This window comes from Staphylococcus sp. NWU MK-U1 (assembly GCF_033283505.1).
In the GTDB taxonomy this organism is placed as follows: domain Bacteria; phylum Bacillota; class Bacilli; order Staphylococcales; family Staphylococcaceae; genus Staphylococcus; species Staphylococcus haemolyticus.
Window position 1 is genome coordinate 127,719 of the sequence record NZ_JAVSMG010000004.1, and the last position, 26,491, is coordinate 154,209.

General features: G+C 33.7%; 23 protein-coding genes and 1 pseudogene. 15 read left to right on the top strand and 9 right to left on the bottom strand.

The features are described from left to right. Positions 1 to 47 precede the first annotated feature (47 nt). Both SBL16_RS07575 and SBL16_RS07580 read right to left on the bottom strand, forming a co-directional pair. On the bottom strand, positions 48 to 494 hold the full coding sequence (locus SBL16_RS07575) for a helix-turn-helix domain-containing protein (RefSeq protein ID WP_107611646.1): 447 nt from the start codon (positions 492 to 494) through the stop codon (positions 48 to 50). Positions 495 to 1,055: 561 nt separating this feature from the next. After that, positions 1,056 to 1,220 (bottom strand): annotated as a pseudogene (locus SBL16_RS07580) (replication initiator protein A); the annotation flags it as partial. A gap of 115 nt (positions 1,221 to 1,335) precedes the next feature. Between SBL16_RS07580 and SBL16_RS07585 the strand changes: the two are divergent. From SBL16_RS07585 to SBL16_RS07600, 4 genes are all read left to right on the top strand, one after another. Further along, complete coding sequence (locus SBL16_RS07585) at positions 1,336 to 1,698, top strand: DUF3147 family protein (RefSeq protein ID WP_016930935.1); 363 nt, start codon at positions 1,336 to 1,338, stop codon at positions 1,696 to 1,698. 18 nt (positions 1,699 to 1,716) lie between these two features. Next, positions 1,717 to 2,115 (top strand): DUF3147 family protein, encoded by a 399-nt coding sequence (locus tag SBL16_RS07590; protein ID WP_053016914.1) that lies wholly within the window; start codon positions 1,717 to 1,719, stop codon positions 2,113 to 2,115. After that, positions 2,078 to 2,617, top strand: coding sequence for a TetR/AcrR family transcriptional regulator (locus SBL16_RS07595; RefSeq protein WP_107611931.1), 540 nt, complete (start codon positions 2,078 to 2,080; stop codon positions 2,615 to 2,617). Before SBL16_RS07590 ends, SBL16_RS07595 begins: the two co-directional genes overlap by 38 nt. Positions 2,618 to 2,874: 257 nt before the next feature. Then, complete coding sequence (locus SBL16_RS07600) at positions 2,875 to 3,447, top strand: helix-turn-helix domain-containing protein (protein ID WP_107611930.1); 573 nt, start codon at positions 2,875 to 2,877, stop codon at positions 3,445 to 3,447. Between the two features lie 57 nt (positions 3,448 to 3,504). Here SBL16_RS07600 and SBL16_RS07605 read toward each other — a convergent pair whose 3' ends face one another. The 5 genes from SBL16_RS07605 to SBL16_RS07625 form a co-directional block, all read right to left on the bottom strand. Next, entirely contained in the window at positions 3,505 to 7,158 is a 3,654-nt protein-coding gene (locus tag SBL16_RS07605) for a Spy0128 family protein (protein WP_317953531.1), read from the bottom strand. A gap of 569 nt (positions 7,159 to 7,727) precedes the next feature. Beyond that, on the bottom strand, positions 7,728 to 7,922 hold the full coding sequence (locus tag SBL16_RS07610; protein WP_053041810.1) for a VraH family peptide resistance protein: 195 nt from the start codon (positions 7,920 to 7,922) through the stop codon (positions 7,728 to 7,730). A 27-nt stretch (positions 7,923 to 7,949) separates the two neighbouring features. Beyond that, positions 7,950 to 9,833 carry an FtsX-like permease family protein gene (locus SBL16_RS07615; RefSeq protein WP_107611928.1) on the bottom strand — a complete coding sequence of 628 codons (1,884 nt, stop codon included), beginning with the start codon at positions 9,831 to 9,833 and terminating at the stop codon, positions 7,950 to 7,952. Beyond that, positions 9,823 to 10,581, bottom strand: coding sequence for an ABC transporter ATP-binding protein (locus SBL16_RS07620; protein WP_053016909.1), 759 nt, complete (start codon positions 10,579 to 10,581; stop codon positions 9,823 to 9,825). The genes SBL16_RS07615 and SBL16_RS07620 overlap by 11 nt, the downstream gene beginning before the upstream one ends. A 23-nt stretch (positions 10,582 to 10,604) precedes the next feature. Continuing rightward, positions 10,605 to 11,012, bottom strand: coding sequence for a YxeA family protein (locus SBL16_RS07625; RefSeq protein WP_107611927.1), 408 nt, complete (start codon positions 11,010 to 11,012; stop codon positions 10,605 to 10,607). Positions 11,013 to 11,364: 352 nt separating this feature from the next. On the opposite strand from SBL16_RS07625, the gene lepB reads away from it, so the two are divergent. The 4 genes from lepB (at position 11,365) to SBL16_RS07645 (ending at position 15,342) form a co-directional block, all read left to right on the top strand. Next, positions 11,365 to 11,937, top strand: a complete 573-nt coding sequence (gene lepB / locus SBL16_RS07630; RefSeq protein ID WP_053018869.1) for a signal peptidase I — start codon at positions 11,365 to 11,367, stop codon at positions 11,935 to 11,937. Positions 11,938 to 12,175: 238 nt separating this feature from the next. After that, positions 12,176 to 13,249: a zinc-ribbon domain-containing protein gene (locus SBL16_RS07635; protein WP_107611926.1), complete on the top strand. Its 1,074-nt coding sequence runs from the start codon at positions 12,176 to 12,178 to the stop codon at positions 13,247 to 13,249. Beyond that, entirely contained in the window at positions 13,249 to 14,655 is a 1,407-nt protein-coding gene (locus SBL16_RS07640) for a zinc ribbon domain-containing protein (protein ID WP_107611925.1), read from the top strand. Before SBL16_RS07635 ends, SBL16_RS07640 begins: the two co-directional genes overlap by 1 nt. Positions 14,656 to 14,799: 144 nt before the next feature. Then, positions 14,800 to 15,342 carry a GNAT family N-acetyltransferase gene (locus tag SBL16_RS07645; RefSeq protein ID WP_107609725.1) on the top strand — a complete coding sequence of 181 codons (543 nt, stop codon included), beginning with the start codon at positions 14,800 to 14,802 and terminating at the stop codon, positions 15,340 to 15,342. 490 nt (positions 15,343 to 15,832) lie between these two features. Here SBL16_RS07645 and SBL16_RS07650 read toward each other — a convergent pair whose 3' ends face one another. Both SBL16_RS07650 and SBL16_RS07655 read right to left on the bottom strand, forming a co-directional pair. Continuing rightward, complete coding sequence (locus SBL16_RS07650; protein ID WP_107611923.1) at positions 15,833 to 17,557, bottom strand: glycoside hydrolase family 3 protein; 1,725 nt, start codon at positions 17,555 to 17,557, stop codon at positions 15,833 to 15,835. 18 nt (positions 17,558 to 17,575) lie between these two features. Next, positions 17,576 to 18,412: an HAD family hydrolase gene (locus SBL16_RS07655; protein WP_107611922.1), complete on the bottom strand. Its 837-nt coding sequence runs from the start codon at positions 18,410 to 18,412 to the stop codon at positions 17,576 to 17,578. A 46-nt stretch (positions 18,413 to 18,458) separates the two neighbouring features. Between SBL16_RS07655 and SBL16_RS07660 the strand changes: the two genes are divergently transcribed. From SBL16_RS07660 to SBL16_RS07690, 7 genes are all read left to right on the top strand, one after another. Next, positions 18,459 to 19,676 (top strand): helix-turn-helix domain-containing protein, encoded by a 1,218-nt coding sequence (locus SBL16_RS07660; RefSeq protein WP_107611921.1) that lies wholly within the window; start codon positions 18,459 to 18,461, stop codon positions 19,674 to 19,676. A gap of 396 nt (positions 19,677 to 20,072) precedes the next feature. Beyond that, a complete protein-coding gene (locus SBL16_RS07665) occupies positions 20,073 to 20,711 on the top strand; it encodes a bifunctional 2-keto-4-hydroxyglutarate aldolase/2-keto-3-deoxy-6-phosphogluconate aldolase (protein ID WP_107611920.1) in 639 nt (212 codons plus the stop codon). Between the two features lie 4 nt (positions 20,712 to 20,715). After that, entirely contained in the window at positions 20,716 to 21,726 is a 1,011-nt protein-coding gene (locus SBL16_RS07670; RefSeq protein ID WP_107611919.1) for a sugar kinase, read from the top strand. Between the two features lie 15 nt (positions 21,727 to 21,741). Further along, positions 21,742 to 23,145 carry a glycoside-pentoside-hexuronide (GPH):cation symporter gene (locus SBL16_RS07675; protein ID WP_317953542.1) on the top strand — a complete coding sequence of 468 codons (1,404 nt, stop codon included), beginning with the start codon at positions 21,742 to 21,744 and terminating at the stop codon, positions 23,143 to 23,145. A gap of 15 nt (positions 23,146 to 23,160) precedes the next feature. Then, positions 23,161 to 24,564 (top strand): glucuronate isomerase, encoded by a 1,404-nt coding sequence (uxaC, locus tag SBL16_RS07680; RefSeq protein WP_107611917.1) that lies wholly within the window; start codon positions 23,161 to 23,163, stop codon positions 24,562 to 24,564. A gap of 12 nt (positions 24,565 to 24,576) precedes the next feature. Continuing rightward, on the top strand, positions 24,577 to 25,623 hold the full coding sequence (gene uxuA / locus SBL16_RS07685) for a mannonate dehydratase (protein ID WP_107611916.1): 1,047 nt from the start codon (positions 24,577 to 24,579) through the stop codon (positions 25,621 to 25,623). A 19-nt stretch (positions 25,624 to 25,642) separates the two neighbouring features. Beyond that, positions 25,643 to 26,485, top strand: a complete 843-nt coding sequence (locus tag SBL16_RS07690; protein ID WP_053016890.1) for an SDR family oxidoreductase — start codon at positions 25,643 to 25,645, stop codon at positions 26,483 to 26,485. The last annotated feature ends 6 nt before the right edge of the window (positions 26,486 to 26,491 follow it).

Consider the following 26,491-nt stretch of genomic DNA (forward strand, 5'->3'; position numbering starts at 1 on the left):
TTTGGTATTGTTAAGATTTCCTAAGTTCAACATATACAAAGTAAAAACTACTTATAACTTTTTCCAAAGGTTTCATAAGTTAGCCAGCTTATTAGTAGAAATATGATTGCTATAGTTGTAACTAGATTACTTTGTAAAAATGGGAAGATATCTTGATGTGTAGCTAATCGAATACCTCTTAGTACAAAATTGAAAATTAAAATAATTAAGCCTAATAATCCTATGACTTCTCCAATACTAAAAAGTAGTGGGTGTTTTAGTTTCTTACTGTCTTCAACGATTTTATCTTTCAAAAAATCATCTCCTTTTAGAAGTTCATCTACAGTAATATCAAATACTTCACTTAATTCTATAAGCGTTTCGATATTTGGATAACCTTTTTCAAGCTCCCATTTTGATATAGATTGTCTACTGATATTAATTTTATTTGCTAGATCCTCTTGAGATAAATTAAGCCTTTTTCTTTCCTGTTTAAGTTTTTCGTGAAATTTCATTAAGTTATCCTCCTGTGTTTTAAATTTAAAACTTTTTAGAGTTGATTATAAGAATGTCATGGTTGCACTATGTAACCGTATAGTTGCATTAGGTAAATTTAAAGATATTACTACATATATTTATAAATAAATAACTTAAAGAGATGGAAATAATGAGATTTTACAAATGCCAATCTTTAAAAAGGTATTAGTCAAAGATATGATAAAAACTCTAATTGATTAACAAAATTGTTAGCTATTTTTCTATTTAGTATTTAAAAAATGTTCATTTTTCCAACCATTCCGTATTCTATTTTTTGTTCAATTCCTTGTGGTTCTAAGGATTTAAATTTTAAGACAACGGGAGTTGAAAATGGCGTTCGGTGTATTATTACAATACCCTTTTCTGTACTTATATATGTCTCTATATCAACGTTTTAGGGGTTAGAGAAGAGGCTTAACTATGCTAAGTGCCATCTATGACATCGTTCTCTCTTATACTGTTGTCGTGGAATACGAAATATCCTTTGAAAATAAAATGAGAGAATTGCTTATGCTAAATTTCTATCACTTCGAATAGTATTCTGCATAACCTAAGTATTTGCACAAATGCTTAAAGTAAATATTATTATTTTTATCTACCCATTCATTTTGGATGGATAATTCAAAACGATCTTTTAATAATACATACATAATTTTGGTTTCTGCTGACATTTTCTTAAAATATGCATCTTCAAATAAATATTTTGTTTGATACGACAATCATTTTTATTACAAAGTGCTGTTTACATAGCTAATAAATAGATTTACAATATTATTAAACGAAACGTATCGTTTAATAATTAAAGAAGAAGGGTTTATTGTGTTCGGAATATCCATTTCTAGTGCTATTCTTCATTTTGTTATTGGAGGTCTTGCAGTGGCAATTGCATCTATAATGGCTGAGAAGGTCGGTGGTAAAATGGGTGGCATTATCGCTACTATGCCGGCAGTCTACTTAGCAGCAATTATAGCCCTTGCGATAGATCATCGTGGCAATCAATTAGTTCAAATGTCAATTCATCTTAGTTCTGGTGCAATTATTGGGATTATATCGTGCATCATAACAGTCTTTCTAACGTCTCTTTATATTAGTAAAAGAGATTATAAAAGAGGTACAGGATTTGCATTAATATGTTGGCTTGTAATTTCTCTAGGTATATTTGTTGTTAGACATATGAATTAATCATTGGAGGCTTTTGTAATGAAATTAGCATTAATTAAATTCTTGGTTGGAGGATTAGCTGTTACACTTAGTTATATTATTTCTGTTATTTTACCTTGGAAAGAGCTCGGTGGCGTCTTTGCTACATTACCTGCAGTATTCTTAGTTTCATTGTTTATAACAGGAATGCAACATGGCGATGTCATTGCTAAGCACGTAAGTAGAGGTGCAGTGTTTGGCATGACGGGCGTACTTATTAGTATATTAGCAACATGGGCGATGCTTTATTTTACAAATCATTGGCTACTTAGTATTGTTATTGGATTTATTGCATGGTTTGTAAGTGCAGTAATTATTTTTGAAGCGGTTGAATTTATTTCGCATTTAAGAAGGGGAAAACATGGCTGGAAGACCGAAAGATCCGACAATCAATCATAAAATTTTTAATGAATTAGATCGAATGTTGGCTACGACACATTTTAGAGACATCACCATCGATCAAATTTCTGAAAACACAGGTGTGTCTAAAGCTACAATATATCGACGTTGGAAAGATAAATCTTCAATTATTGTAGATATGTTCGTGAGTAGAACACAGATTTTTGAAAATGAAAATAAAGATCTATACACAGGATTGTACCAATATTTAGTAAAGATAATGGATATTTATAAAACCAATCTTGGACGAGCGGTTATTGAAATATTGATTAGTAATCAACAAAACGACGCTCGTGAATTATTTATGCAAGGTTATTTTAAAAATAACCGTAAGATATTAAAATCTATCATAGCACATCACATAAAAGAAGAGGATCAAGATTTATTTATAGATATGATTTTCTCACCAATTTATTTCAATATTTTAATTAAACCGGAAACACTTGATGAAGCATATATTGAAAAAATGCTAGACGTTATCTTAAAATCTTTTAATCAATAATATCTTAATTAACAAAAGGAACTGCGTTTAAATAAATAGCGCAGTTCCTTTTTTAGACGTCGGGAAGTCTTATAAATACTGATAAATCAGCATGCAAAAGGACTTTGACAATGAAAAAGATGCGAATGACAAAGAAATTTGGTAGTTTTTTATATGAAGAAACGTTTCTATGGAGTTGAAGTGAGATACAACTATTAATGTCTATCTTGCTTCTAATCTAGGCAAGATTAATCTAAATGGTTAAGGAGTTATGGGTGATGGAAATCGGTCAACAAATTCGTAAATATAGAGGAAAAGAAAATTATTCCCAAGAGTACCTAGCTGAGAAATTATACGTTTCAAGACAAACGATTTCTAATTGGGAGAATGAAAGAAGTTATCCAGATATCCATAATTTATTAATGATGTGTACATTATTTAATGTTTCATTAGATGATCTTGTCAAAGGAGACGTGAAACGTATGGAACATGAAGAAATTAAAAAAGACATGGATTTTTGGACGTGGATGATGCTAATTTGGATGTTATTAGCATGTGTTTTAATAGGACCGCTTTTATTTTATTTAAGTTGGTGGGGTGTTGCGATTACCTATGTCATTTTTTCTATAGGTTTTTATAGTTCAACAAGGATAGATAAAATTAAATATAAACACGGCATGGATAATTACGATCGAATCGTAGCTTTTATGAATGGTCAAGATCCTAATGAAGTTCAGACTACTAAAACACGCAATTTCATTACGAGTATCTTATCATTTATCTTTGTAGTAGGGGCATTTGTAATCATATGCTGGTTGAGTATTTATCTATCATTTAAATTTTTACCATAACAAGTTAAATGGCCTATGAAACGCAATGCTTCATAGGCCTTTAGTAATTATAAGTGATTATTTATTACGTAATCTTCTTCTACCAATTAATAATACACTACCTAAACCTGCAAACATTGTTGCTAATAATGATTTATTCATATTAGCGTCGTCGCTACCAGTATTTGGTAGGTGTTTCGGTTGATTTGGTTGTTTAGGTGTTGGTGGCACATGATGTATCGGTGGCACACCTGGTTTTTCAGGTGGGTTGCCTGGCGGGTTAACTGGAGGTTGACCCGGTGTTTTAGGCGGATTATGTGATGGCTTGTTTGGCGTTGGTGGTACGGGAGGTTTAACAGTGTTGTTAAACTCAGTATCATTTACTCCAACGGATTTACCGCCTGAACTGTTGTAAGTTACAGTTGCTTGTAAATTACCTGTTTCTGGATTTTCAGTAACTACCACTGTTGCCGTAATTACCATTGTATCGTAAGCAATATTTGTGTCTGTTCCCACTTTTTCAGAGATTTGGTAAACGTAAGTGCCCACTTTATTGAATTTAATTGGTAAGAAATTCACTTTACCATTCGCATCATTTGTTGCTGATTGTACTGGATGATCAGGATTGTTTAAATCCGTTAAGATGAATGTGTAATCTCCACCTTTAAGTTGACCACCTTCTAATTTCTTAGTCACTTTGAATTCAAAGTTTACTGGTACTGATTTTACTTTGTTTACACGTTTTTCTGATGATTTAGGAGGTGGTACTTCATTGCCACCTTTGGCTGGGTTAAAGAACTGAACAGATTGGTTCGCTACGTTAGTGATGTCCTTGTTTGCTTTGGCACTGTCTTTAATGACCCCGACAATATCTAATTTGTAGTAACGCCCAAATGGAATTTGCGCATTATCTAACACATGATCTTTAACTAGACTTTCTTTAGATGTAGCTGTGATGACACCATTCTCATCTATAATATCAAATAAGTTTGTAACGTCTTGTCCAGTAATACCGTCATATACCTTAATACTTTGAACATCTACGCTTGTTTCATCATAGTCATCAGTAATGCCTAATTTATTAATTTTGTTCTCTGATGTTAAGTGCGTTGTATCTAACCAAACTTGATACACAATTTTATCGCCACGATTAAGTGTTTTAGTATTGATGTTTTCTGGTTCGTTATTAGTTGTTTGATCCGCGTAAGGATTCACATTAGTATCTGCATATTTATTAGATAATTCACTATCATCATCTAATAATTTGCTTCCTGTAATATCATATTTCTCCACTGATAAATCAAATTTTTCAGGTTGGAATACCGGTGTTGGTGGTGTTGGCGGAACAAATGTATTGTTAAATTCAGTATCTGCTGGCGCAATGGATGTTGCTGTAAGTACATGTAAATCTTTAGTGATATTCACAGTTACAATTGCTTTCATAGCATCACTATTTATATTCGGTAAGTTACTAGGAACTTCTTCAACAGTATACGTGAAGGTCTTACCGGCATCGGCATTTGTATAAGTTGGACGTTTACCTTCAATAAAGTTGAAATTAATTTGACCTGTCGCATTATTTGTACCAGTAGCGATAACTTCGCCGTCAGCATTTTTCATAGTGAATTGAAACTCTTCATTATTCAACGGACGACCAACTAAAGATTTTGTAAAATGAACATCAAAGTCTAATTGCTTCGGTGCTACGTAATAGTTAGTGAATGCCTGATTATTATCATCATCTGAATCATATGCATAACTTACATTGGCATTTAAGATGCCATTTTCTTCAGTTACTATAACAGTCGCTGTAATCGTTAATGGTTCAGCATCGAAATTTGGGTTGAGATTTGCTTTATTTTCAGTAATTGTATAGGTATAAGTGCCTGGTTTTGTAAATGAAATCTTATCAAATGTAACTGAACCATCTGCTGCGTTCGTTTTTGATTGTGAAGCCTCTGGAATAGCAGGCGAATTAGGTCCTGCTACGATATTGAAAGTGAATTCTCCTTCAGCTAGCGTGTGTTCGCCTTTAACTACTTTATTTGCTTTTAAAGTGACTTCAACAGGGTCAATTGCTGTGTAGTAATAAATAATTGGATGCGCTTTAGCTAATAAGTTTTGTAAACGGAAGTTACTTCCACGTCCTACCTGTACACCGTTTATTGATTGATTAGGCGCAAATATATTACCTACAGTACCTTCGCCAGCACTAGCTGCTTGAATAAGAAATGGTAAATCGTATCCAGGTATATAGATTTGTTTACCTAAATCATTTTTATTTCTTTCACCAGGTCTTAACGTTGCTTCATACACTTTGACATAATTTGTTGTATCGATGCCTGTGTTTTTCGCAGATTCAGACATGTGATCCGCTGATAATGTCCAAATTTCAATACGTGTTGTACCATCTTCTCCGATAATTTCTTTGATACGTTTGACGCCACCATTATTCGTTTCAGCATCCACGTATCTTAATCCGACTTGATATGGACGAGCCATTGGACCAGTCATATGATTAGGCTCAGCACTTTGATATAATTTGTAACCTTCAAATTCTCGTGAGTTTGAAGCGGTATAGATTTGTCCATCCAATCCTTTAATCGTGTAGTGAGCTAGTTCTTTTTCAGTGAAATCTGGTTGATATGTTTGAGCGTTTATATCGGTTTTATTTGCTTGATAAGTAGGGTTATTCTTATTAACAACACGATAATAAGTCGTTTCAGGAACAATGTGCGGTACATAATATTGTGGGTCAGTAATTGTTGTTCCTTCGTTCGCTTGGTTAAATAAATCGTAAATTTGTATACCACTTCGTTTATCTTCTAAGCTACCATTAGCATCTATTTCAAAACGTGCTCTAATTGTTGAAACCGTGTTTTTGAATGAGTCTAACGTATTTAAAAAAGTAAAATTAATATGGCCATATTTAGCTTTTTGAGGGTCGCGAGCAGCTACTGCTCTTTCTAAAGAATTTTCACCAATGGATACAGTACCAGGTGAATTGATTTGTTTCGTTTCCACTACAGAATTTGTCTCACCGTTAACTAACTCAATCGTTACGTCATTAGAGTCGTCGTAGGGTTTAGATAAACGATAGTAATATTTAGTTTGATATGCAGCATTAAATTCTTTAAGATCTGTTATCGCAAATGTAAATTGATTTGGATCAGGACTTTTTTCAAATACGACGTTTGGTGTTGGGATAGTATTTGAATCTTTAGGTTGTGGAGTGACAACATCTCTACTTTTAACAGATGCGCCATTGGCATCATCCATATTAGGTGTTGCAGTTGTCGTTGTGTCCTCTAGAACGCCTTCTGAAGCAATTGGTGACGTTGCAGAACGACGTGACCGCGTATGTGTTGTTGTCTTCTCTACTTGAGATGAAGCGGCAATGATTTGTGCCTTTGCTTTTTCTTTAACTGAGTTAGTCGTCTTACTAGTTGTTTGTGGTTGCGTTTCTGTTTTTGTTGTATTTTCTATATTTTTCAGGGGAATAGATTGAGATGGTGAAGCTGTATTTTGTACGTCTTCATGCGTTGAATTATTGACTTTCTTTTCAAAAGATTGTTGATTGGAAGCTGTGTCCGTTGTTGACGTACTATTATGTAATTCACTTGCATGAGCTACATCTTGAAAGCCAATAAATAAAAAGGCACCTAATAATACGGAGCCTGTTCCTATTGAAAACTTTCGAATAGAGAAGCGATACTTTGTTTTTTGTTGCATAACTTGATGTCCTTTCTTAGATGAATAAAATATTTCTGTCAATTTAATTATAAAATATATAAAATAAAAAACAATATTAATATATAATAATCATAATTATTAAAATAAAATGAAAAAGGGTAGGGAGTGGGACAGAATTCTTTTTAAATTCGTCGTCCCACCCCCGCAAGGATGACTAGAACTGAAAAAAGCTTGATTTAAGCGCATTTTCAGTTCAGTCAGCTACTGCGAATTTGCAAAATAGCTTCATCATATTATTTATGTCCCAGGCTCTACCCCAACTTGCTTAGCTTGTAGAATTTCTTTATGAAATTCTTTGTGTTGGGGCCCCGAACTTGCTTAGCTTGTAGAATTTCTTTATGAAATTCTTTGTGTTGGGGCCCCGAACTTGCTTAGCTTGTAGAATTTCTTCTTTGTGAAATTCTTTGTGTTGGGGCCCCGAACCCCGTATATATGACTAGAGCTGAGAAACGCTTGATTTAAAGCACTTTCTCAGCTCAGTCAACTACATTCTATTTGCAATGTAGCCATTTAATATATATTTGTTCAAAACACTTTGTTTTTTAATATTAGTTATTATTCTTTTCTTCATAACGCTTTAGAATATAACCACCACCAAGTAAGCCTACTGGCACTCCAATAAAGGGTGTCGCAATGCCACTTAAGATGAAGACGATAAGTACTAGCATAAGACCGTTAAACCAATTGACTTTCAAACTTAATAAATCCTCGTAAGATTTGCGAATTAATTCTTTAATATTCATTTAAACAACGTCCTTTCTTTTCAATTATTAAATAGAGTGTTTTACAATTCGATTTGCATGGATAAATGAGATTGCTGCAAAGATAAGGTAAACAAGTGAATAAACAATCATCACAATGATAATCGGTGTTGGAGAGTATTCTCCCATTAGTTTCATAAATACCATTGCAGCAAATAGTGCGTGTAATAATGCGATGATTAAAGGTAAACCGAAGTTGAATAGAATCTTTAATGCTAGACCTTTCGTCATATCCGTGTGTGTGAAGCCGATACGTCTTAATATGCGATAATTGTTAATTTCATCTTCAGTTTCATCCATTTGTTTAATATAGATAATACATCCCGCTGCGATGAGAAACGCTAATCCTAAGAATGATGTGACAAACATTAGAATACCGTTACTTTCATCTAGCATTTTCTTCGTGTCATTTTTTAATTCAACATTTGCACTTACTTTCTGAGCTAGTTTTTCCGCTTTAGAGAGGTCTTTATGATCTTTGATATTAAAACCGTAATGATGCATTAGTTGGTCCTTCATTTTCAATTTATTGAAATTATCTGGACTTACTTTTAAGACAGGACCACCTATAGAAACGGTCGACGGAATTACCTCATTGTCATTCTTTTTATTCACGTTTAATGTCATTTTTTGTTGACCTTGAAGTGTCATATCTTCATTCGTATGAACACTTACAATGCCAGAAAGCGGTCCTTGTAGGTTAGTAATGGTAGCATGGTTACCTTTAATATTTTTATCTGGCATAACAACGATACCCGTATTTTGCATACCTTCATTTGTTTTACTTTTTAAGGCATCATTTTTAAATAATTTCGAATTACTACCTTCAAAAGTTTTCGTGTCATATTGAATATGATTTTGTTTTAATAGTTTTTCATACTTTTGAGCTGATTGCGCTTTAGTAAAGTTAACATCTTGAGGTGAGGATACTTGAATCATATAATCTGTATTTGCTTTGCTAATTGCACCAAAACATAGAATAGTTACTGTCACTGCTGAAATAATAGCAATAATTGTTAGTGACATCGCATTTTTCTTCATGCGATGCATAATTGATGAAGTAAATACGACATCTGTAATTGAAATGCGTCCATGTTTAGACTTTTTCAGTGATTTAAATATGATAGATACTGAACTTCTAAAGAATAGATAAGCCCCCACAACGGTTAGAAACAGAATTAAGAAAGGTGTGATTAAGACCATTGTTAAAGCTTCGAACTTACCAAACATCTCAGTAGAAATATAATATCCAAAGATGATCATGATAATGCCTAGAATACCGGCAATAAGTTCAGGGACGGTAATTTTAGCTTTAGTAGCTTCTGATTTAGTACTATCTTTCATCATTGACAAAATGGTTCTTCTTTTTAGGAAAAGAAAGTTTTGGAACATAATCAAGATAAATGCTAGTACGAGCATCACAATTGTTTGTATCAATGCAGGAAATTCAAATCCGATTGAGACACCTACTTTCAAATGCATCATCTTCACTAAAATATTGAGTAGAATTTCAGAGCCTACAATACCAATTAAAATACCTATGATGCCAGTAATAACAAAGAATGTGAACTGTTCAATAGCTAGCATTCTTAAAATATTTTGTCGTGTTAGTCCGATAAGTTGAAATAGCGCAAATTCTCGTGTTCTACGTTTAATAAATAATTGGTTCGCATACATTAAGAAAATAATAATTGTAATAAATAGGAAAACTGCGCCTACTTTAGCACCTTCTTGGATTACTTTTGGAGAACCACCATTATTAATACTATGTGTGTACTGTAAAGTGACAAAGCTAAAGTATAAAATAATACTAAAAATGAGTGAAAAGAGATACAGTGCATAATTTTTAAAATTACTTTTTAAGTTTTTGAGTGTAATTTGATTAAACGTCATTTGCGACACCACCTAAGGCTGACTGTAATTGAATGATTTCATCATAAAATTCACGTTTAGATTTATCTTCTTGATGGATTTCTGAATGAATATTGCCATCTTTTAACATAATGACACGCTGTGCGAAACTCGCTGCAGATGGGTCATGAGTTACCATGATGATCGTGCTATTGAATCGCTCGTTCATATCTTCTAGACGGTTGAGTAAGTCTTGCGCACTTTTCGAATCAAGTGCTCCTGTCGGTTCATCGGCAAAGATAATAGACGGTTTATGAACGAAAGCACGTGCGGCAGCGGTACGTTGTTGCTGACCACCTGATATTTCGCTTGGATATTTATCGCTTAACTCATAAATACCGAGTGCTTCAGTGACTTCTTTATAATTTTGTTCCATCTCATCTTTACTTACTTTTTGAACGGATAGTGGCAACATAATATTTTCTTTAACGGTTAAGGTAGGTAACACGCTATAATCTTGGAAGATAAATCCAAGTTCTTTCTTACGAAATTGTGCTAACTGCTTATCTTTGAGTTGATTAATTTCATTGCCACTTACTTCTACAGTTCCTCCAGAAATACTATCGATGGAACTAATGACATTGAGGAGGGTAGTCTTACCTGAACCTGAAGGTCCCATAATAGCGACGAATTCTCCTTTATCCACTGAAAAGTTGATGTCGTTTAGGGCTTTATACTTTTGCTTATTTCCATATACTTTTGATAAATGATTGACGTTTAAAATTGGCATGTCGATCGCACTCCTTGTTTGATTTATAATTTTTCTTTTGCTTTAGTTGGAATTTCTGATTTTTTAACTTCTTCGTATGACAGAATTGTGTGAGATTTTTCGCGTACAATTAAGTAATGATTTTGTTTTAATTTTTTTGATGCTGTGTATTCAATTTTTTTAGATTTACCATCTTTCGTGTAACCAGTTTGATTGTAATGATAGATATAGAAGTCTTTTTCTTTATCAACGACTTCCACTTTAGATGGTTTCTGAGTCTTAACGTAATATTCATATGTTGGGGCTAAAGGATTGAGTTTGTTCCAGTCATTGATTGAATGATTGTTAGGGTGTTGATTGGAATAAGCATTTAATCCAAACAATCCTCCGATAACGATAATTGCAATGACAGCAATTGCAATGAATATATTTCTTAAGGTTTTCAATATCATCACTCCTTGTTTCTATTACACTTATAATTGTAGAAGGGTTGCGTCGCTACTGCCTTTATCTAACCTTACAAAGTCGATGTCATTTCTTACGAATATGAAAGATTGGGTTATTTTTTGAAAATGTAAGTAAGAAGGCATTCTTAAATGTGATAACTTGAATAGTAATCTTGTGAGAGGTTTGTTACGATGAAGCTATCAATAAGCACATTGAGGATGATTTTCTTGATGAGCTTAATTTTCAAAACGAAGTAAATTGACTAGCGTTACGGTTTTTAAAGATGAGTGAAACGACTTTGCAATATATTTGTGATAAAGTAAGTTGTGTTTATAAAAGATGATAGGCGGGGTTTAATTGAAAAAAGAGATAATTGAATGGATTGTAGCCATTGGTGGCGCACTCTTAATTGTAGGTATTGTATTAAAGTTTATTGGAACATCATACACAGTATCAGGTTCTTCGATGTATCCAACTTTCCAAGATAGAAATAAAGTGATAGTTAGTAAGATTTCGAAAACATTGAACCACATTGATAATGGTGATGTCGTTGTCTTCCATGAAGATGCACAACGTGATTTTATTAAGCGTGTGATTGGTACGCCAGGTGATAAAGTTGAGTATAAAGGTGATCAATTATATGTTAATGATAAAAAGGTATCAGAGCCTTATTTAGATTATAATAAGAAGCATAAACAAGGTAAGTATTTAACAGGTACATTAAAAACTAGTCAATTTAATGGCGCAAATGGTAAAAATAAAATTCCTAAAGATAAGTATTTAGTTTTAGGTGACAACAGACAAAATAGTGTAGATAGCCGTTTTGCTGAAGTTGGTTTAGTAGATAAGGATCAACTTGTAGGTAAAGTTGTTTTAAGATATTGGCCATTTAATAAATGGGAAGCTGGTTTTAACCCAGGCACATTTTAGAAAAAGCGATTAAATAATTAAAATTTTATTGGCGGTGGAGTCTTAGACTTCATCGCTTTTTTATTTCAGTTTAGCCAAGGCAATATTTAGATTATTATATTAAATACGCATATCTAAATAATGCTTTTTAAAATATATAATTATTTTGATAAAAAGTTTAAAATAATGTAGAAAGCAACACAAAATAAATGATATACTTTTTGAAGATTTAAAAAATAATAAAATTGGAGGGATTCCTATGCAATGTCCAAATTGTGGAAATGCTATCGAACCTAACGATTTATTTTGTGGTGAGTGTGGCCATAAAATAGATAGACAGTCTCAGACTATTAATTCTGCTGAAAAAGATATCTCTAATGCTGAAGCTAATGGCAGACGACACGATTCAACTGAATCATTAGGTGAAGGTAACGAAACGACATTAAATCAAAGTAATCATTTATCAAGAACAAACGAATCGAAACAGGATAAACATTCTAATGAAGAAGGTAAAGTGCGAGATCATCAGCATGTACCTGAACATACTACATCGACACAACAACATCAAATGCATCAACCTCAATCAAATCAGCACCAACAACCTCACAACAATGCATCACATACATATCACAATCAACAACAATACGATCAGTCATATTCAAACCATCAACAACCACAACAATCAAGCCAATTTAGTGACCATGCAAAAGAAGTGACAGAAGAAAGTAAAGGTTTCTTTAAAAGTGCTTTCGCTTCACCTGATCAAGTACTAAAAAGCCAACAAGCATTTAGTTTTAAATTGTTATTTTCTTTAATCATTGTCGGTTTATTAGTCGTAGCACTGTTACTTGCTATTGTAATTCCTTCATCAGTTGGAATGTTTGAAACACCGAAAAGCCAAATTATCTTTTCTGTTATTTTAGGTGTCATTTTATTCCTAGCAGTGATAGTGGGAGCAACATATGGTATTACGCGCTTAGTAGTTAGACAGCCAATTACATTTAAAAAAGTACTGTCAGATTTTGTACTTATTAATAGTGTTTCAGTCGCAGTACTATTGATTGCACTTATTTTAATGTTCGCTAATTCTTTTAGCTTTGGTGGCGCATTATTTATGTTATCCATTTTATTAATCGTTGTTTCAGGTGTTTACATGATTGCCAAATATAGTGCAAATCATCATACTCGCTTTTCAAGTTTTTACGGTGTGATTATTTACATTATTGTCTTCTTCTTGTTTGTGACTATTTTCGGTGAATCTTTATTTAACCAAATTTTTGGAAACTTAATCAGTGAGTTCAATAATCTATTTGATGGGAGTTCGATTTACTAATGAAATATTGTAGTAATTGCGGTCAACCTCTTCGCGAAGGTGTGAAGGTATGTACAAATTGTGGGAAACCCGTTCAACAATCTAAAACAAATCACTCTAACACACAGCAAGATCATCACAACCAAAGTCGACAAGATAAGCATGAGCAGCATCAATATCAAGGGTATAATAACCATAATCAAAACGGTTATGCCGACAGACATGATCAACAACCGCGTAAAGGCGATAATAAAAAGACTTGGATTATTATTGCAGTTATAGCTGTATTGCTAATTGCTTTGATCGTTGCATTTTCAGTATTAAAAAATCAATTTTCTCCGGAAAAGCAAGCATCTAATATTGCACAAGCAATCAAGAAAGATGACGAAAAGGCATTAGCCAAAGAAGTTACAACTCAAAATGACCAAAAATTAAGCAAACAAGAAGCACGCGCATATTTAAACTACATCAAAACAGAAGATGACTCAAATAATGTCGGTAGTAATGTAGAACAAAGCGCGAAAGAAATTAAAGATAATCGTTATAATAATTTATCTGTAGATACTAATGAAAATAGTGTGTTAAATATTTCAAAGGATGGCAAGAAATTCCTATTTTTTGATAATTATTCATTCAATGTTCCACAAAAATCAGTGAGCATTTATCCAAGTAGTAGTGGAGATATTACTTACGAATACAATGGTAAGAAGCGTACGACAACGGTTACAGAGGATGATGAAAAAACGTTAGGTACGTTCCCAATTGGTGATTACAATTTAAAAGCAACAAAAGACATCGATGGTAAGAAATTCAAAGGTGCGTTAATGATTAACATGAGTGATGATGCTACCGCTTATGAATCATTTAAACAAAAACGTTTCACAGTTAGCGTTGATGGCGGCTATATGTTAAACAATGTGAAAATATACGCGAATGATAAAGAAATCGGAAGTGAATCATCTTCTGAAACATTTGGACCATATGACCCTGATGAAGAAGTAACCGTTTATGCACAAGGTACTTATGAAGGTAAAACGTTCAAATCAGATTCTGTTAATGTGACTAGTTCTGGGGAAGACGATGATGACGTAACAGATGTCACAGTTACGTTTGATGATGATGAGATTGATAAGTATATCGATGACAAAATGGATGCTGAGTCTGATAGTGATAGCGATGATTCTGATTCAAGTTCAGGCGAAGTGACACGTGATAACGTCATTGATAAAGTAGAATCATACGAAGGTCATACGTTAGATACGGATACTTACACATACAAAGAACCAGAAAAAACAGATGATGGTAAATGGGGCTTCTCATTTACTGACAAAGACGGAGATTTAGCCGGATCATATACCGTTGACACTGACGATGGTTATGTAACTGAATACGATGAAGATGGTGAAGAAGTCGGTTCAGGTTATTAATAAATTAATAGCGATTATGATAATGAGGTTTAGCGATTAAATTTAATTGCTCAGCCTTTTTTATAAAGTTTTAAATCAATTTATGTTACTATATATTTAATTTACCGAATAATTTGAAAATTTAAACTGGAGGCGATAGATATGATGTTTGGTTATCAAGTGAATGAACATGTGACGTTGAAGATATTAGAAGAACGTGAAGCGGAGCAACTTTTCAAATTAGTTGATGCGAATCGGGATTATTTAGGCGAGTTCTTGCCGTTTGTAGAATATACAACGGAAGTTGCGCACAGTAAGAAGTTTATTCAGTCGGCACTAGAACAGTTCACTCGTGGTGATGGCTTTCATTGCGGCATATGGTATGACAAGGAACTTGTAGGGGTCATCGGCTTGCATTATTTAGATCTTGTTAACAAACGGACATCTATCGGTTACTATTTGGCAGAGCATTTTCAGAAAAAAGGGATTATGACAGCATGCACAAAGGCGTTGATTCGCTATGTGTACGAAGAATTTGATGTAAATCGTGTGGAAATTCAAATGTCGACGCGCAATCCGAAAAGCAGGGCCATACCTGAGCGACTTGGTTTTACGCAAGAGGGCGTGTTGAGAGATAGTGAACGTCTACGTGGAGCGTTCTCGGATAGTTACGTGTATAGTCTATTAAGAGAAGAATATTATAAATAAGCATCTTATACTTATCAGTTCGATTTGATGTTGGATTTAGGTTATTCTGTATTTGAACCAATCTATTAATCAAAAATTGATAAGGAGTTTAGACGAATGAATAAAAAGAGTATGAATGAAGAACCTAAATGGTGTATAGTTTTTAATTATACTTCAACTATATTTCTTTTATTGGGCATTATAAGTGTCATTATTATTCCTTTCTCGGATATTATGAAAAATCTTGTCCCACTATTTTTCATGATGGGATTTTTAATTAACATTATTCCAAATATTTATAAGAGGAAACTTTTCATTGTGTATGTAGACATATTTCTCTTCATATTAGTAATAATAATTAGAATCATTTTATGATTATCGACATAAAGTCATAAAAAATATTTGGTTGATATACATTATCTTGAACATAGAAAATAACGCTAAGGTACGCTCACCTTTGAATAAGAGCGTATCTTAGCGTTCGTTTTTGTTTAATTTAAATATTATATGATTATAATTTAGCTTGCCATTTATCTGTCCAAACTAAATCATTTGGCTCACCTTTAAATTCTGACTCGCCCATAATTTTATCTACAACGGTTTCTAATGTTGTTTTGTTTGAATGATAAGCGTTAATGTATGCTTTTACCATTGTTACATCATGTAAGTGTGTTGTGAAATTAAGTGATGTGAAGACGGTAGGTACTTCATGAACGTACCATGGGATTTCGTTACTCATTGCTGTTGACCATCGAATTCGATAGTTATTTTCAGCGGCGTATCCAACAATATTAGCGAATACGAGTGCGGCATCTACATTATCACGGTATTCTAACGTCTTACCTTTAATACGGGTAGAACCATCATTGACCGTCACATTAAATCCACGCTCTTCTAAAATAGAAACTAAGTTCTTTTCGACACTATCATCTGATTTATAAATGCCATTTTTCTCTCCTTCAATGATATATAGACGTATGTTTTTATGTGTTTCTGGGCGAATTGGTAGTTGATCTAATGTATTCTTAATAAGTGTGATACCTAAATCAGCAGCTTCTTGTTGCATAGTTAAGTGTTCATCACAACCGATGACGCTAAGTTCTTCTTCATTTCTTTGTAGTGTGCCCTGTGATTGGCGTTGAGGTAAGTGTATTTTGGCTTTTAACCCTAAGATACGTCTCACTGCATCATTTAGACGGTCGTCAGTGATCACGCCGTCTTGGTAGCCTTTTAACATGAAGTGGAAATCTTCTTCTAAGTCGTTGAAGAATAGGAACATATCGCAACCGGCAGCAATCGCTTGAGGTACATAATCTTCACGTTTCATAGCTGCTGTCATACCTAACATATGACTTGCATCTGTAACGACTAAACCGTTAAATGCTAATTCATCTTTTAATAAATCGGTAATCAGTTCTTTAGATAGCGTCGCTGGTAAAATATCTTTATCTGCTAAATTTGGATTTAATTTTTTAGAATAATGAGGTAGTGCAATATGACCAGACATAATCATTTCAACCCCATTATTAATATGATTCTCATAGACTTTTCGGAAACTATTATCCCATTCATCTGTTGTCATTTCATTCACACCCAATACAAGGTGTTGATCTCGTTCTTCAGTGCCGTCACCGGGGAAGTGTTTAATGCACGTAATCATATCCTGTGTTTCATTAAAGCCATTGATAAAGGCATTTGTATATTTAATCACTGTTTCAGCATTGGTACCGTATGCACGTGTATTAACGATTGTATTACGCCAGTTTTTCAGAATATCAACGCATGGATCAAAGTTAATATTCACGCCGAGTGCTTGTGATTCACGCCCAGATACGTAACCGGCATTGTAAGCGACTTTGCTATCTTGAGCAGCTTCACATTGTGCTGCAGAAGCGATATACGTACCATCTTTACAAGCCCCATTACCACCAGAGTCACAGTTGGCAGCAACAAGTAATGGCACTTTACTGTTTTGTTGTAAGTCATTTAATAATGATTGAACTTGCTGTTTGTTTCCCCCTTGATAGCGCGCACCACCGATATGATATTTTTCTAAAATATCTTTATTTGAATCGTCTCCATTATTAAAGTCCCCGTCTTCTTCTAATGAGAATAAGTTAAAGAATAGTTGACCAATTTTTTCTTCATCAGTTAAATGTGACAAAGTATCTTCAACCCATTGAATTTGTTCGTCGTTTAAAAAGTAAGGTTTAGCTTTCAAATCTACTAATTTCATGATTATCGTGCTCCTTTTCTAGTCAAAATTATTATAAAATTGTTGAATTACATGTTCTTGAATAGTATTATCAAACTGATTATTAATGAACAAATTTAAATATTTGTCTTTAAATTCGAGCCAAGACGTCGCTTCGTTTCCGGCTAATATTGGATAAAACAATACATGATTATCTTGTGCAGCTTGCATATCACCTTTGGCATCGCCGAGAACGAGTACATGATTAGCATCATATAACCCTTTGAGTTGATTAATGCAATGCTTTTTAGTCCCAGCTTCTTGAGCGAAGATGCTCGTAATAAATGGTGTGAGTTGGTGTTCAGTCCATTCAGTCTCAACTGCAGCTAGGTTCGCAGATGAAACAATAACAATATCCGCGTTTTTATAGGCAAGTCTTAAAGCGTCCTCTACATATTCAAAAGGGCCGACGCTAGGTAGTCTTTGAATGAGTTGGTTAACGCGGTTAGACCAGTCTAACGCTAGACGTAATCCTTTCTTATCAGGATTTGATTCAATATCTTGTTGTAGTTGCGGATTTGAGAATGTTGCAGTCGTATCTACCCATTCTTTAATATCATGGTAGCCATCAACTGTACGTCTTTGTTGATGTAATTCGGTTAATATTTTTTCAAGACCTTGAAATCGATTAATGCCTCGCGTAATTTCATATAAATTAAATTGATTCCAACGGTTTAATACGTCTTCTCTAATATCGTCTAGGTTCCAAATATCGAGTAAAGCAGGACCAAATGCGCGTTCATGTTTAATTGTCATCGTATCCATGCCACAGCCATCTGAGTCCACGCAGATAAGGTGTTTATGTTGTGGTTGAAAATGTTCTAGTGAGTAGTTCAATGTTTTCAATCCTTTCTTGTAATAGTCATAAATGAGGGTGATTAATATGTTAAATCGAGAAGTTTTTGGTATTTTACAAACGCATGCTTTTGAACTTTTAATGGTATCTTTAGAACGATATGATTTGGAAGACATTAAGCACATAAGTAATCACTTGAAATCTCCTTTTACAAATACAAAGAGCAAACGCTATAAAGCTGAATTACAAAAACTTTTAGAAAATATGAAAAGTAATATGATTTACCATTACGTGAATCAATTCGATGCGCATTTTTTGATGTTTAAGTATAGAAAGTCGCATCAAGTTATTATATTAGGTCCGTTTTTGCTACACAGACCGAGTGAAAATAAATGTCTTGAAATGCTTCAAGAAGTACAAATTAAACATTCTAAACTTACCATCCTAAAACAATATCTTCTGCAAATACCAGTTTGTCAGTATAGCCAAGCGTTGAACATGACCCATTTGGCTGTTAGGTATTTGAAAAATAAAAATATACATTATAACGTTGAAGACATTGATTTTAGCTTTCACCGTAACCCAGAATCACATGCCAAAGATAAGGCGCAATATGAATTTACGTTTAATAAGATTAAAGAGCGATACGATATTGAAAACCGTATGCTAACGGCTATTCAGAATGGTAATTCTGATGAAGCACTTAATATATTTAAATTAATGAAAGTTTCAGTATCTGGTATAAGACGTGTTACTGACGACTTGTTAAACCATAAGTACAGAGGCTTTCTAGTTAACACCTTGTGCCGTAAAGCGATTGAAAAAGCTAACGTCAATTTGCTAACAATCAATGATATTTCAGGTAAATACGCTGCAGAAATAGACGATGCTAATACTGTCGAAGCGTTAGATCATGTGATGGAAAATCTCATTTATGATTATGCTCAGGCCGCTTTAAAAGTTAAATCTCTTAAGTATAGTTCCAACATTAATACGGTTATTCAACACATTAAAATTAATTTAGATCGTCCGCTTTGCCTTAATGAGTTGGCTGAATTAGTTGGGTTGGCGCCATCATATCTTTCTAGATTATTTAATCAAGAAACTGGACAATCTATATCACAATACATTATGGATTTGCGTGTTGAAAAAGGTCGAGATTTATTAATTCAAACGCCTATGAAAATTGATGAAATTTCAAATTACATAGGTTTTAAACAGCAAAGTTACTTTACTAAATGTTTTAAAGCTAAATATCAGTTATCGCCATTAGCGTATCGAAAACAATATAGTTCCATGAAGTAAAGAGATAGATAAAAAATTTCCAACTTTGCTTGCAATTTAAAATTATCACTCATTTGAATTAATCACTAGTTCAAGTAATAGAAAATTTAGAAAATTTGCTACTTTTTTAAATTTAAGGTCAATATTTTACTAAAATAATTAAAAATTTATAAAAAAATTAGAAATTTACACCGTTTTTTTGCTACTTATTTTAATAAAAAGCAGTTGGAATAACTGTCTATAAATAAAATAAAAATATGCTTTAAACCCTTTTATATCAAGCTTTTTAAGAGTTTGGGAAAAAGGGTTTATTTTTGTGTGAAAGCGATTTCTACCTCCGCTAAATTGACGATTTTTCAATTGCAAATATAATGAAGTTGGGTTGGCAAAGAAATTAGAAATAAGGAGCTTTGCAAAATGAAAAAAATAAAAATCTTAAATCAATTGCATGAAAATTATCTAGTAGCAGTTGTAAGAGGTAAAAGCAAAGATGATGCAATCGCTGCAGTTCAACAAATGATAGCAGGCGGTATATATAACATCGAAATTACCTTTACAACACCTCAAGCAGAAGAAGTCATTCGACATTTAAGTGAGACAAGTGATGATCACATTATCGTTGGTGCTGGTACGGTTTTAGATAGTGCAACAGCACGAATCGCTATTTTAAATGGTGCAGAATATATAGTAAGTCCTCATCTTGATGTCGAAATTGCTAAAATGTGCAATCGATATGCGATACCTTACTTACCTGGCTGTGGATCGGTGACAGAAATCGTACAGGCTATGGAAGCAGGTGTTGATTTAGTGAAATTATTCCCAGGAGACTTACTTGGAGCTAATTTCATTAAAAATGTACATGGACCAATACCACATATAGAATTAATGCCTTCAGGTGGCGTGTCTTTAGACAATTTAGAAGATTGGTATAACAAAGGTGCTTATGCGGTAGGAATTGGTAGTGCATTAATGAAAAATGCAAAAAATGGTAATGACTCAATAATTAAAGAAAATACAGAAAAATTTGTTAGAAAATATGAAATAGTAAGCGGGTGATTGTATGTCATTCATTACTTTTGGCGAGATATTAATGCGCTTAAGCACACCTCATCATCAAACCTTTGAACAATCACAAGCTTTTGATGTGCATTATGGCGGTGCAGAGATGAATGTTGCTATAGGTTTATCAGGATTAGGTATTAACACCACAATGATAACTGCATTACCTAATAATGACCTAGGCGAAAGTATCGTACAAAATATAAGACGCTATAACGTGAATGCTGATCATATTAAAAAGGCTAGTGGTAGATTAGGTCTTTATTTTACTGAAAGTGGTTATGCACAAAGATCAAATCGTCTTATTTACGATAGAAACATGAGTGTATTTAGTCAATTTAATAACGAAGATTATCAGATAGAACAATTATTAAAACATCATGAGTGGTTCCATATCACCGGTATTACCGCAGCATTGAATGATGAACTGTTCACATTTTTGAAAAAAGCAGTCAAAAAAGCTAAAGAATTAGACTTATTTGTAAGTTGTGATTTGAACTTTAGAGATGCGTTATGGGATTTTCAAACTGCTAGAAGAAAAATGTCTGAACTGTTATATGATGTGGATCTAATCTTTGGCTATGAACCGTTATCACTACCAGATGGTTCAGGTAATGATGAGAAAGATGGCTTAGATCGAGTCGCAGATATTGAAGAAATTAAACCATTTTTAGCAAAAATACATCAAACATACGACATTAGTTATATTGCATTTACACAGAGAAAAATTTTTAACCATAAAAGAAACCGCTTACAAGGATTTCTATCTACACCAAATCAACTCGCACAAACTGAAAAAGTCGATGTCGATATTCTTGATAGATTGGGTACAGGAGATGCATTTAGTGTCGGTATCATTTATGGAATTATGAAGCAATGGCATTTAGAAGATACTGTTCAATTTGGGATCAATAACATGATTTATAAGCACAACGTCATTGGTGATTATAGTTATGCCAATATTGAAAAAATAAATACGTCTATTGAAAGTAATAAAGACATCAATAGATAGAAAGAAGGCAGTATTATGGGAGATACAGTTGAAACAAGAGAGAAACAAAAAGTACAAAGTCTCAATAATATTCAAAAATCAACGTTAGGGTTTAAAGAAAAGTTATCTTATGGTTTTGGGGATTTAGGTAACGGCATGATGTTTGATATGGGACAAATTTACTTAATGATGTTCTTCACAGACATTTTAGGCATCTCAGCCTTCTACGGTGGTCTTGTATTTTTAGTCGCTAAAATCTTTGATGCGTTTGTTGATACAGGTGTAGGTACTATCGTGGATTCAAGAACGAATATTGGTCCTAAAGGTAAATTTAGACCATTTATTTTATATGGCACGGTTCCACTAGCAATATTAACGGTATTATCATTTACCGCGCCCAATTTTAGTGATACTGGTAAAGTCATTTGGGCTTTCGCCACATATTTAATGTTTAACGCAGCATATTCTGTCGTTAATATTCCGTATGGTTCATTATCAGCTGCAATGACTATGAATGCTGATGATAGAACACAATTATCTGTATTTAGAAACTTAGGCTCACAAAGTGCTTTGTTTATTGCGGGTATTGCCGTTGTACCATTAGTATCAAAATTTGATAATCATGCAATCGGTTATCCGGTAGTTGTTGGTTTGTTAGCAATCTTCGGTGTGATATTCCATTTCATTTGCTACAAAGGTGTTAAAGAACGTCACGTTATCGAACGTCCAAAAGAAAAAGGTGTGAATAAAAAAGCATTCTTTAATTTAGTGAAAAATGAAGCCTTTGCAGTCTTAGCTATCTTCACTTTATTAACAATTATGTCTATGTTCTTAGTGCAATCAACACAACTTTATTATTTCAAATATGTGTTAGATAAACCGAATCTTGTTGGATTAGTTAGTACACTGAACTTTATCGTCTTATTACCAGCGTTATTTGCAACGACATTTATTAGTAAAAAACTAGGCAAAAAATATACAGCACTTATAGGAATTGCGGGATTTGTGATATTCGAAGTTTTAAACTTCTTATTCTTTGGAGAAAACTATGTAATGTTCTTAGTCATGAATACGATAGCACAATTCTTCTTAGTCATTCCTAACACAGTTGTATGGGCATTCATTGCAGACGTTGTGGAATATGGACAATGGAAATTTAGATTACGTTCAGAAGGAATCACATATTCAAGTTATAGCTTTACTAGAAAAGTATCACAAGCACTTGCAGGATTCGTACCTGGATTAGCCTTAACTTTTATCGGTTATCAACCTAATGTGAATCAATCAGCTGGCACAATCTTTGGTCTTAAAGTCCTATTCTTTGCAGTACCAGCCGTGGCGTGTACCATCGCATTTATTATCTTCTTCATATGGTACCCACTTACAGATAAACGACATAAACAAATTGTTAAAGAACTTGCATTGAGAGAAGAAATTTAAAGGAGCGATTAATGTATGGCTTTTATAAATGAGAATTTTATGTTGAATAATGAAACAGGTAAACATCTATATCATGATTTCGCCAAAGATATGCCAATTTATGACTACCATTGTCACTTAGATCCTAAGCAAATTAGCGAAAATGTAAAATGTGAAGATATTACAGAGTTATGGCTTAGTGGGGATCATTACAAATGGCGTGCGATGCGTGCACAAGGTATTGAAGAACGCTACATTACTGGAGATGCTGCACCACTTGATAAATTTAAAAAATGGGCTGAAACATTAGAAAATTCAGTGGGTAACCCTTTATATCACTGGTCACAACTTGAGTTGAAAATGTACTTTAACATTGAAGATTTACTCACAAGTGATAACGCTGAAGAAATTTATCATCGTGCTAATGATTATTTAAAACAACATAAAGTAACAACGCAATCATTGATTACTGATTCAAATGTCAACTTAATTTGTACTACAGATAATCCAACTGATGATCTAAACTATCATGATGAAATTAAAGCACAGGATGGTTTTCATACAACGGTACTTCCTGCATTTAGACCAGATGATGTATTCAAAATTGGAGACCAAGCCTTTTCAGATTTACTAGAAAAATTAGAAAAGCTTACGCATAAAATTACATCACCTTCAGACTTCGTGGAGGCATTATATAAACGTATTCAATATTTCCATGATAAAGGTGGTCGATTAGCCGATCATGGTTTAGAAGAAATTCACTTTGAAGATTATACTGACAAAGACATCCAAGACATTTTCACTAAAGCCCTAAATCATTCAGGCATTTCATCATATGAACAATTCCAGTTCCAAAGCTACATGTTAAATGAATTAAGTAAGGCTTATCATCAACATGGTTGGGTTATGCAAATCCACTTTGGCGCAATTCGAAATAACAATTCTAAAATGTTTGAAAAAGTCGGCAAAGATGCTGGTTTCGATTCAATTAGAGACCAAGAGAATCTCGCTTATCATTTAAACGCAACACTAGACATGATGGAACAAGAAAGTCACTTACCTAAGACGATTCTGTATAATTTAAATCCAATTTATAATGACATCGTGGGGTCAACGATTGCGAATTTCCAAACTGAACCAGGCATTAAAAGTAAAGTGCAACATGGTGCCGGTTGGTGGTTCAATGATACTAAGAGAGGTATGTTAAGACAAATGTCATCATTAGCTGATCAAGGATTACTAATGCATTTCGTTGGTATGTTAACAGATTCAAGAAGTTTCGTTTCATATTCAAGACATGATTACTTTAGACGTATATTATCTTCATTCATTGGGGACTTAGTTGAAAAAGGTGAGATCCCTAATGATGACAAACTATTAAAACGCATGATTGAAAATATTTGCTATAACAACGCTTATAACTACTTCAAATTAATATAGGGGGGTAAAACAATGAAAATGACATTTAGATGGTACGGCAAAGATGATCCAATCAGTTTGGAATATATTAAGCAAATACCTGGAATGAAAGGTATTGTAAGTGCAATTTATGATGTGCCGGTTGGTGACGTTTGGCCATTAGATAAAATTAAAGATTTAAAACAAGAAATTGAAGATGCAGGTATGGAATTATCAGTCATTGAGAGTGTACCTGTACATGAAGATATTAAATTAGGTAAACCAACACGAGATAAATATATTGAAAATTATTGTGAAACACTTCGTAATTTAGGGCAAGCAGGTATTAAAATTGTGTGTTACAACTTCATGCCAGTATTTGATTGGACGCGTTCACAATTAGACTACCGCTTAGATGATGGCTCTACTTGCTTAATCTATGATGAAAATGACGTCGAAAAAATGAATCCATTAAGTGGTGAATTATCATTACCAGGTTGGGATTCAAGTTATACGAAAGAAGATTTAAATCAATTATTTGAAGATTACAAAGAAGTAGATGAAGAAACATTGTGGGAAAACTTAAACTACTTCATACAAAAAGTAATACCGGTTGCTGAAGAGGAAGATGTTCTGATGGCTATACATCCGGATGATCCACCATGGAATATCTTTGGCTTACCACGTATCATCACTAATAAAGAGAATTTAGAGCGCTTCATTAACTTATATGACTCTAAATACAATGGTTTAACAATGTGCTCTGGTTCACTCGGTGCCGACCGACGAAATGACTTTGTCGACATGTTACGTTATTTCGGTGAGAAAGATCGCGTCAACTTTGTACATGCCCGTAATGTTAAGTTGATAGGTGATAAATCTTTCCAAGAATCTGCACACCTTTCTGAAAAGGGCTCAATCGACATGTACGAAGTCGTTAAAGCATTGCACAGCTTCGACTATCATGGACCGATTAGACCTGACCATGGACGTATGATTTGGGGCGAGACAGGTAAATCAGGATATGGGTTGTATGATCGTGCATTAGGAGCAACATATTTAAATGGTTTATACGAAGCGGTTAGTAAAAACAACAAATAAATAAAGGAGAAATGAACTTATGAAATTACCATTCGATATTGATTTAAAAGATAAAGTCGTAGTCATTACAGGTGGAACGGGTGTCATTGGTAGTGCAATGTCTACTGCCTTAGCACAAAGTGGCGCTAAAGTTGCGATGGTTGGTCTTAGAGAAGACGCGAGTGGCTTAGTTGAAGCAATTAAAGAATTAGGTGGCGAATCTCGCGTATTTCTAGGTGATGTGACGAATAAAGAAGACATGAAACGAATTAAACAGGAAGTTAATGATACGTTCGGTAGTGTCGATATTTTGATTAATGGTGCAGGGGGTAATGCACCTAAAGGCACTACAGATGACGAACACTTTGAGGGTAATTTAGATCAAGATAAACAAACATTCTTCAACTTAGATGAAGAAAGCGTTGGATTCGTAATGGATCTTAATTTCCTAGGTACATTTATTCCATCACAAGTCTTCGCAACTGACATGTTAGATAAAGAAGACGCAACTATTATTAACATTTCATCAATGAATGCATTTACACCACTTACAAAAATTCCAGCCTATAGTGGTGCAAAAGCAGCAATTAGTAATTTCACACAGTGGTTAAGTGTGTACTTCTCTAAAACAAATATTCGAGTGAATGCGATAGCGCCTGGCTTTTTACTAACTAAGCAAAACGAAGCATTGCTGTTGAATGAAGATGGCAGTTATACAGATCGCTCTAAAAAAATTATTAATGCTACACCAATGGAACGTTTTGGAAAGCCGGAAGAATTAGTAGGTGCACTACTATTCCTAGTTAGCAAAGAGGCTTCAAGCTTTGTTAATGGCGTAGTATTACCAGTTGATGGTGGATTCAACGCATATTCAGGTGTGTAAATATAG

Coding starts and splice junctions, on each gene's coding strand:
- SBL16_RS07575 (WP_107611646.1), bottom strand. CDS start 494: ATGAAATTTCACGAAAAACTTAAACAGGAAAGAAAAAGGCTTAATTTA.
- SBL16_RS07590 (WP_053016914.1), top strand. CDS start 1,717: ATGAAATTAGCATTAATTAAATTCTTGGTTGGAGGATTAGCTGTTACA.
- SBL16_RS07595 (WP_107611931.1), top strand. CDS start 2,078: ATGGCTGGAAGACCGAAAGATCCGACAATCAATCATAAAATTTTTAAT.
- SBL16_RS07600 (WP_107611930.1), top strand. CDS start 2,875: ATGGAAATCGGTCAACAAATTCGTAAATATAGAGGAAAAGAAAATTAT.
- SBL16_RS07605 (WP_317953531.1), bottom strand. CDS start 7,158: ATGCAACAAAAAACAAAGTATCGCTTCTCTATTCGAAAGTTTTCAATA.
- SBL16_RS07610 (WP_053041810.1), bottom strand. CDS start 7,922: ATGAATATTAAAGAATTAATTCGCAAATCTTACGAGGATTTATTAAGT.
- SBL16_RS07615 (WP_107611928.1), bottom strand. CDS start 9,833: ATGACGTTTAATCAAATTACACTCAAAAACTTAAAAAGTAATTTTAAA.
- SBL16_RS07620 (WP_053016909.1), bottom strand. CDS start 10,581: ATGCCAATTTTAAACGTCAATCATTTATCAAAAGTATATGGAAATAAG.
- SBL16_RS07625 (WP_107611927.1), bottom strand. CDS start 11,012: ATGATATTGAAAACCTTAAGAAATATATTCATTGCAATTGCTGTCATT.
- SBL16_RS07635 (WP_107611926.1), top strand. CDS start 12,176: ATGCAATGTCCAAATTGTGGAAATGCTATCGAACCTAACGATTTATTT.
- SBL16_RS07640 (WP_107611925.1), top strand. CDS start 13,249: ATGAAATATTGTAGTAATTGCGGTCAACCTCTTCGCGAAGGTGTGAAG.
- SBL16_RS07645 (WP_107609725.1), top strand. CDS start 14,800: ATGTTTGGTTATCAAGTGAATGAACATGTGACGTTGAAGATATTAGAA.
- SBL16_RS07650 (WP_107611923.1), bottom strand. CDS start 17,557: ATGAAATTAGTAGATTTGAAAGCTAAACCTTACTTTTTAAACGACGAA.
- SBL16_RS07660 (WP_107611921.1), top strand. CDS start 18,459: ATGTTAAATCGAGAAGTTTTTGGTATTTTACAAACGCATGCTTTTGAA.
- SBL16_RS07665 (WP_107611920.1), top strand. CDS start 20,073: ATGAAAAAAATAAAAATCTTAAATCAATTGCATGAAAATTATCTAGTA.
- SBL16_RS07670 (WP_107611919.1), top strand. CDS start 20,716: ATGTCATTCATTACTTTTGGCGAGATATTAATGCGCTTAAGCACACCT.
- SBL16_RS07675 (WP_317953542.1), top strand. CDS start 21,742: ATGGGAGATACAGTTGAAACAAGAGAGAAACAAAAAGTACAAAGTCTC.
- uxaC (WP_107611917.1), top strand. CDS start 23,161: ATGGCTTTTATAAATGAGAATTTTATGTTGAATAATGAAACAGGTAAA.
- uxuA (WP_107611916.1), top strand. CDS start 24,577: ATGAAAATGACATTTAGATGGTACGGCAAAGATGATCCAATCAGTTTG.
- SBL16_RS07690 (WP_053016890.1), top strand. CDS start 25,643: ATGAAATTACCATTCGATATTGATTTAAAAGATAAAGTCGTAGTCATT.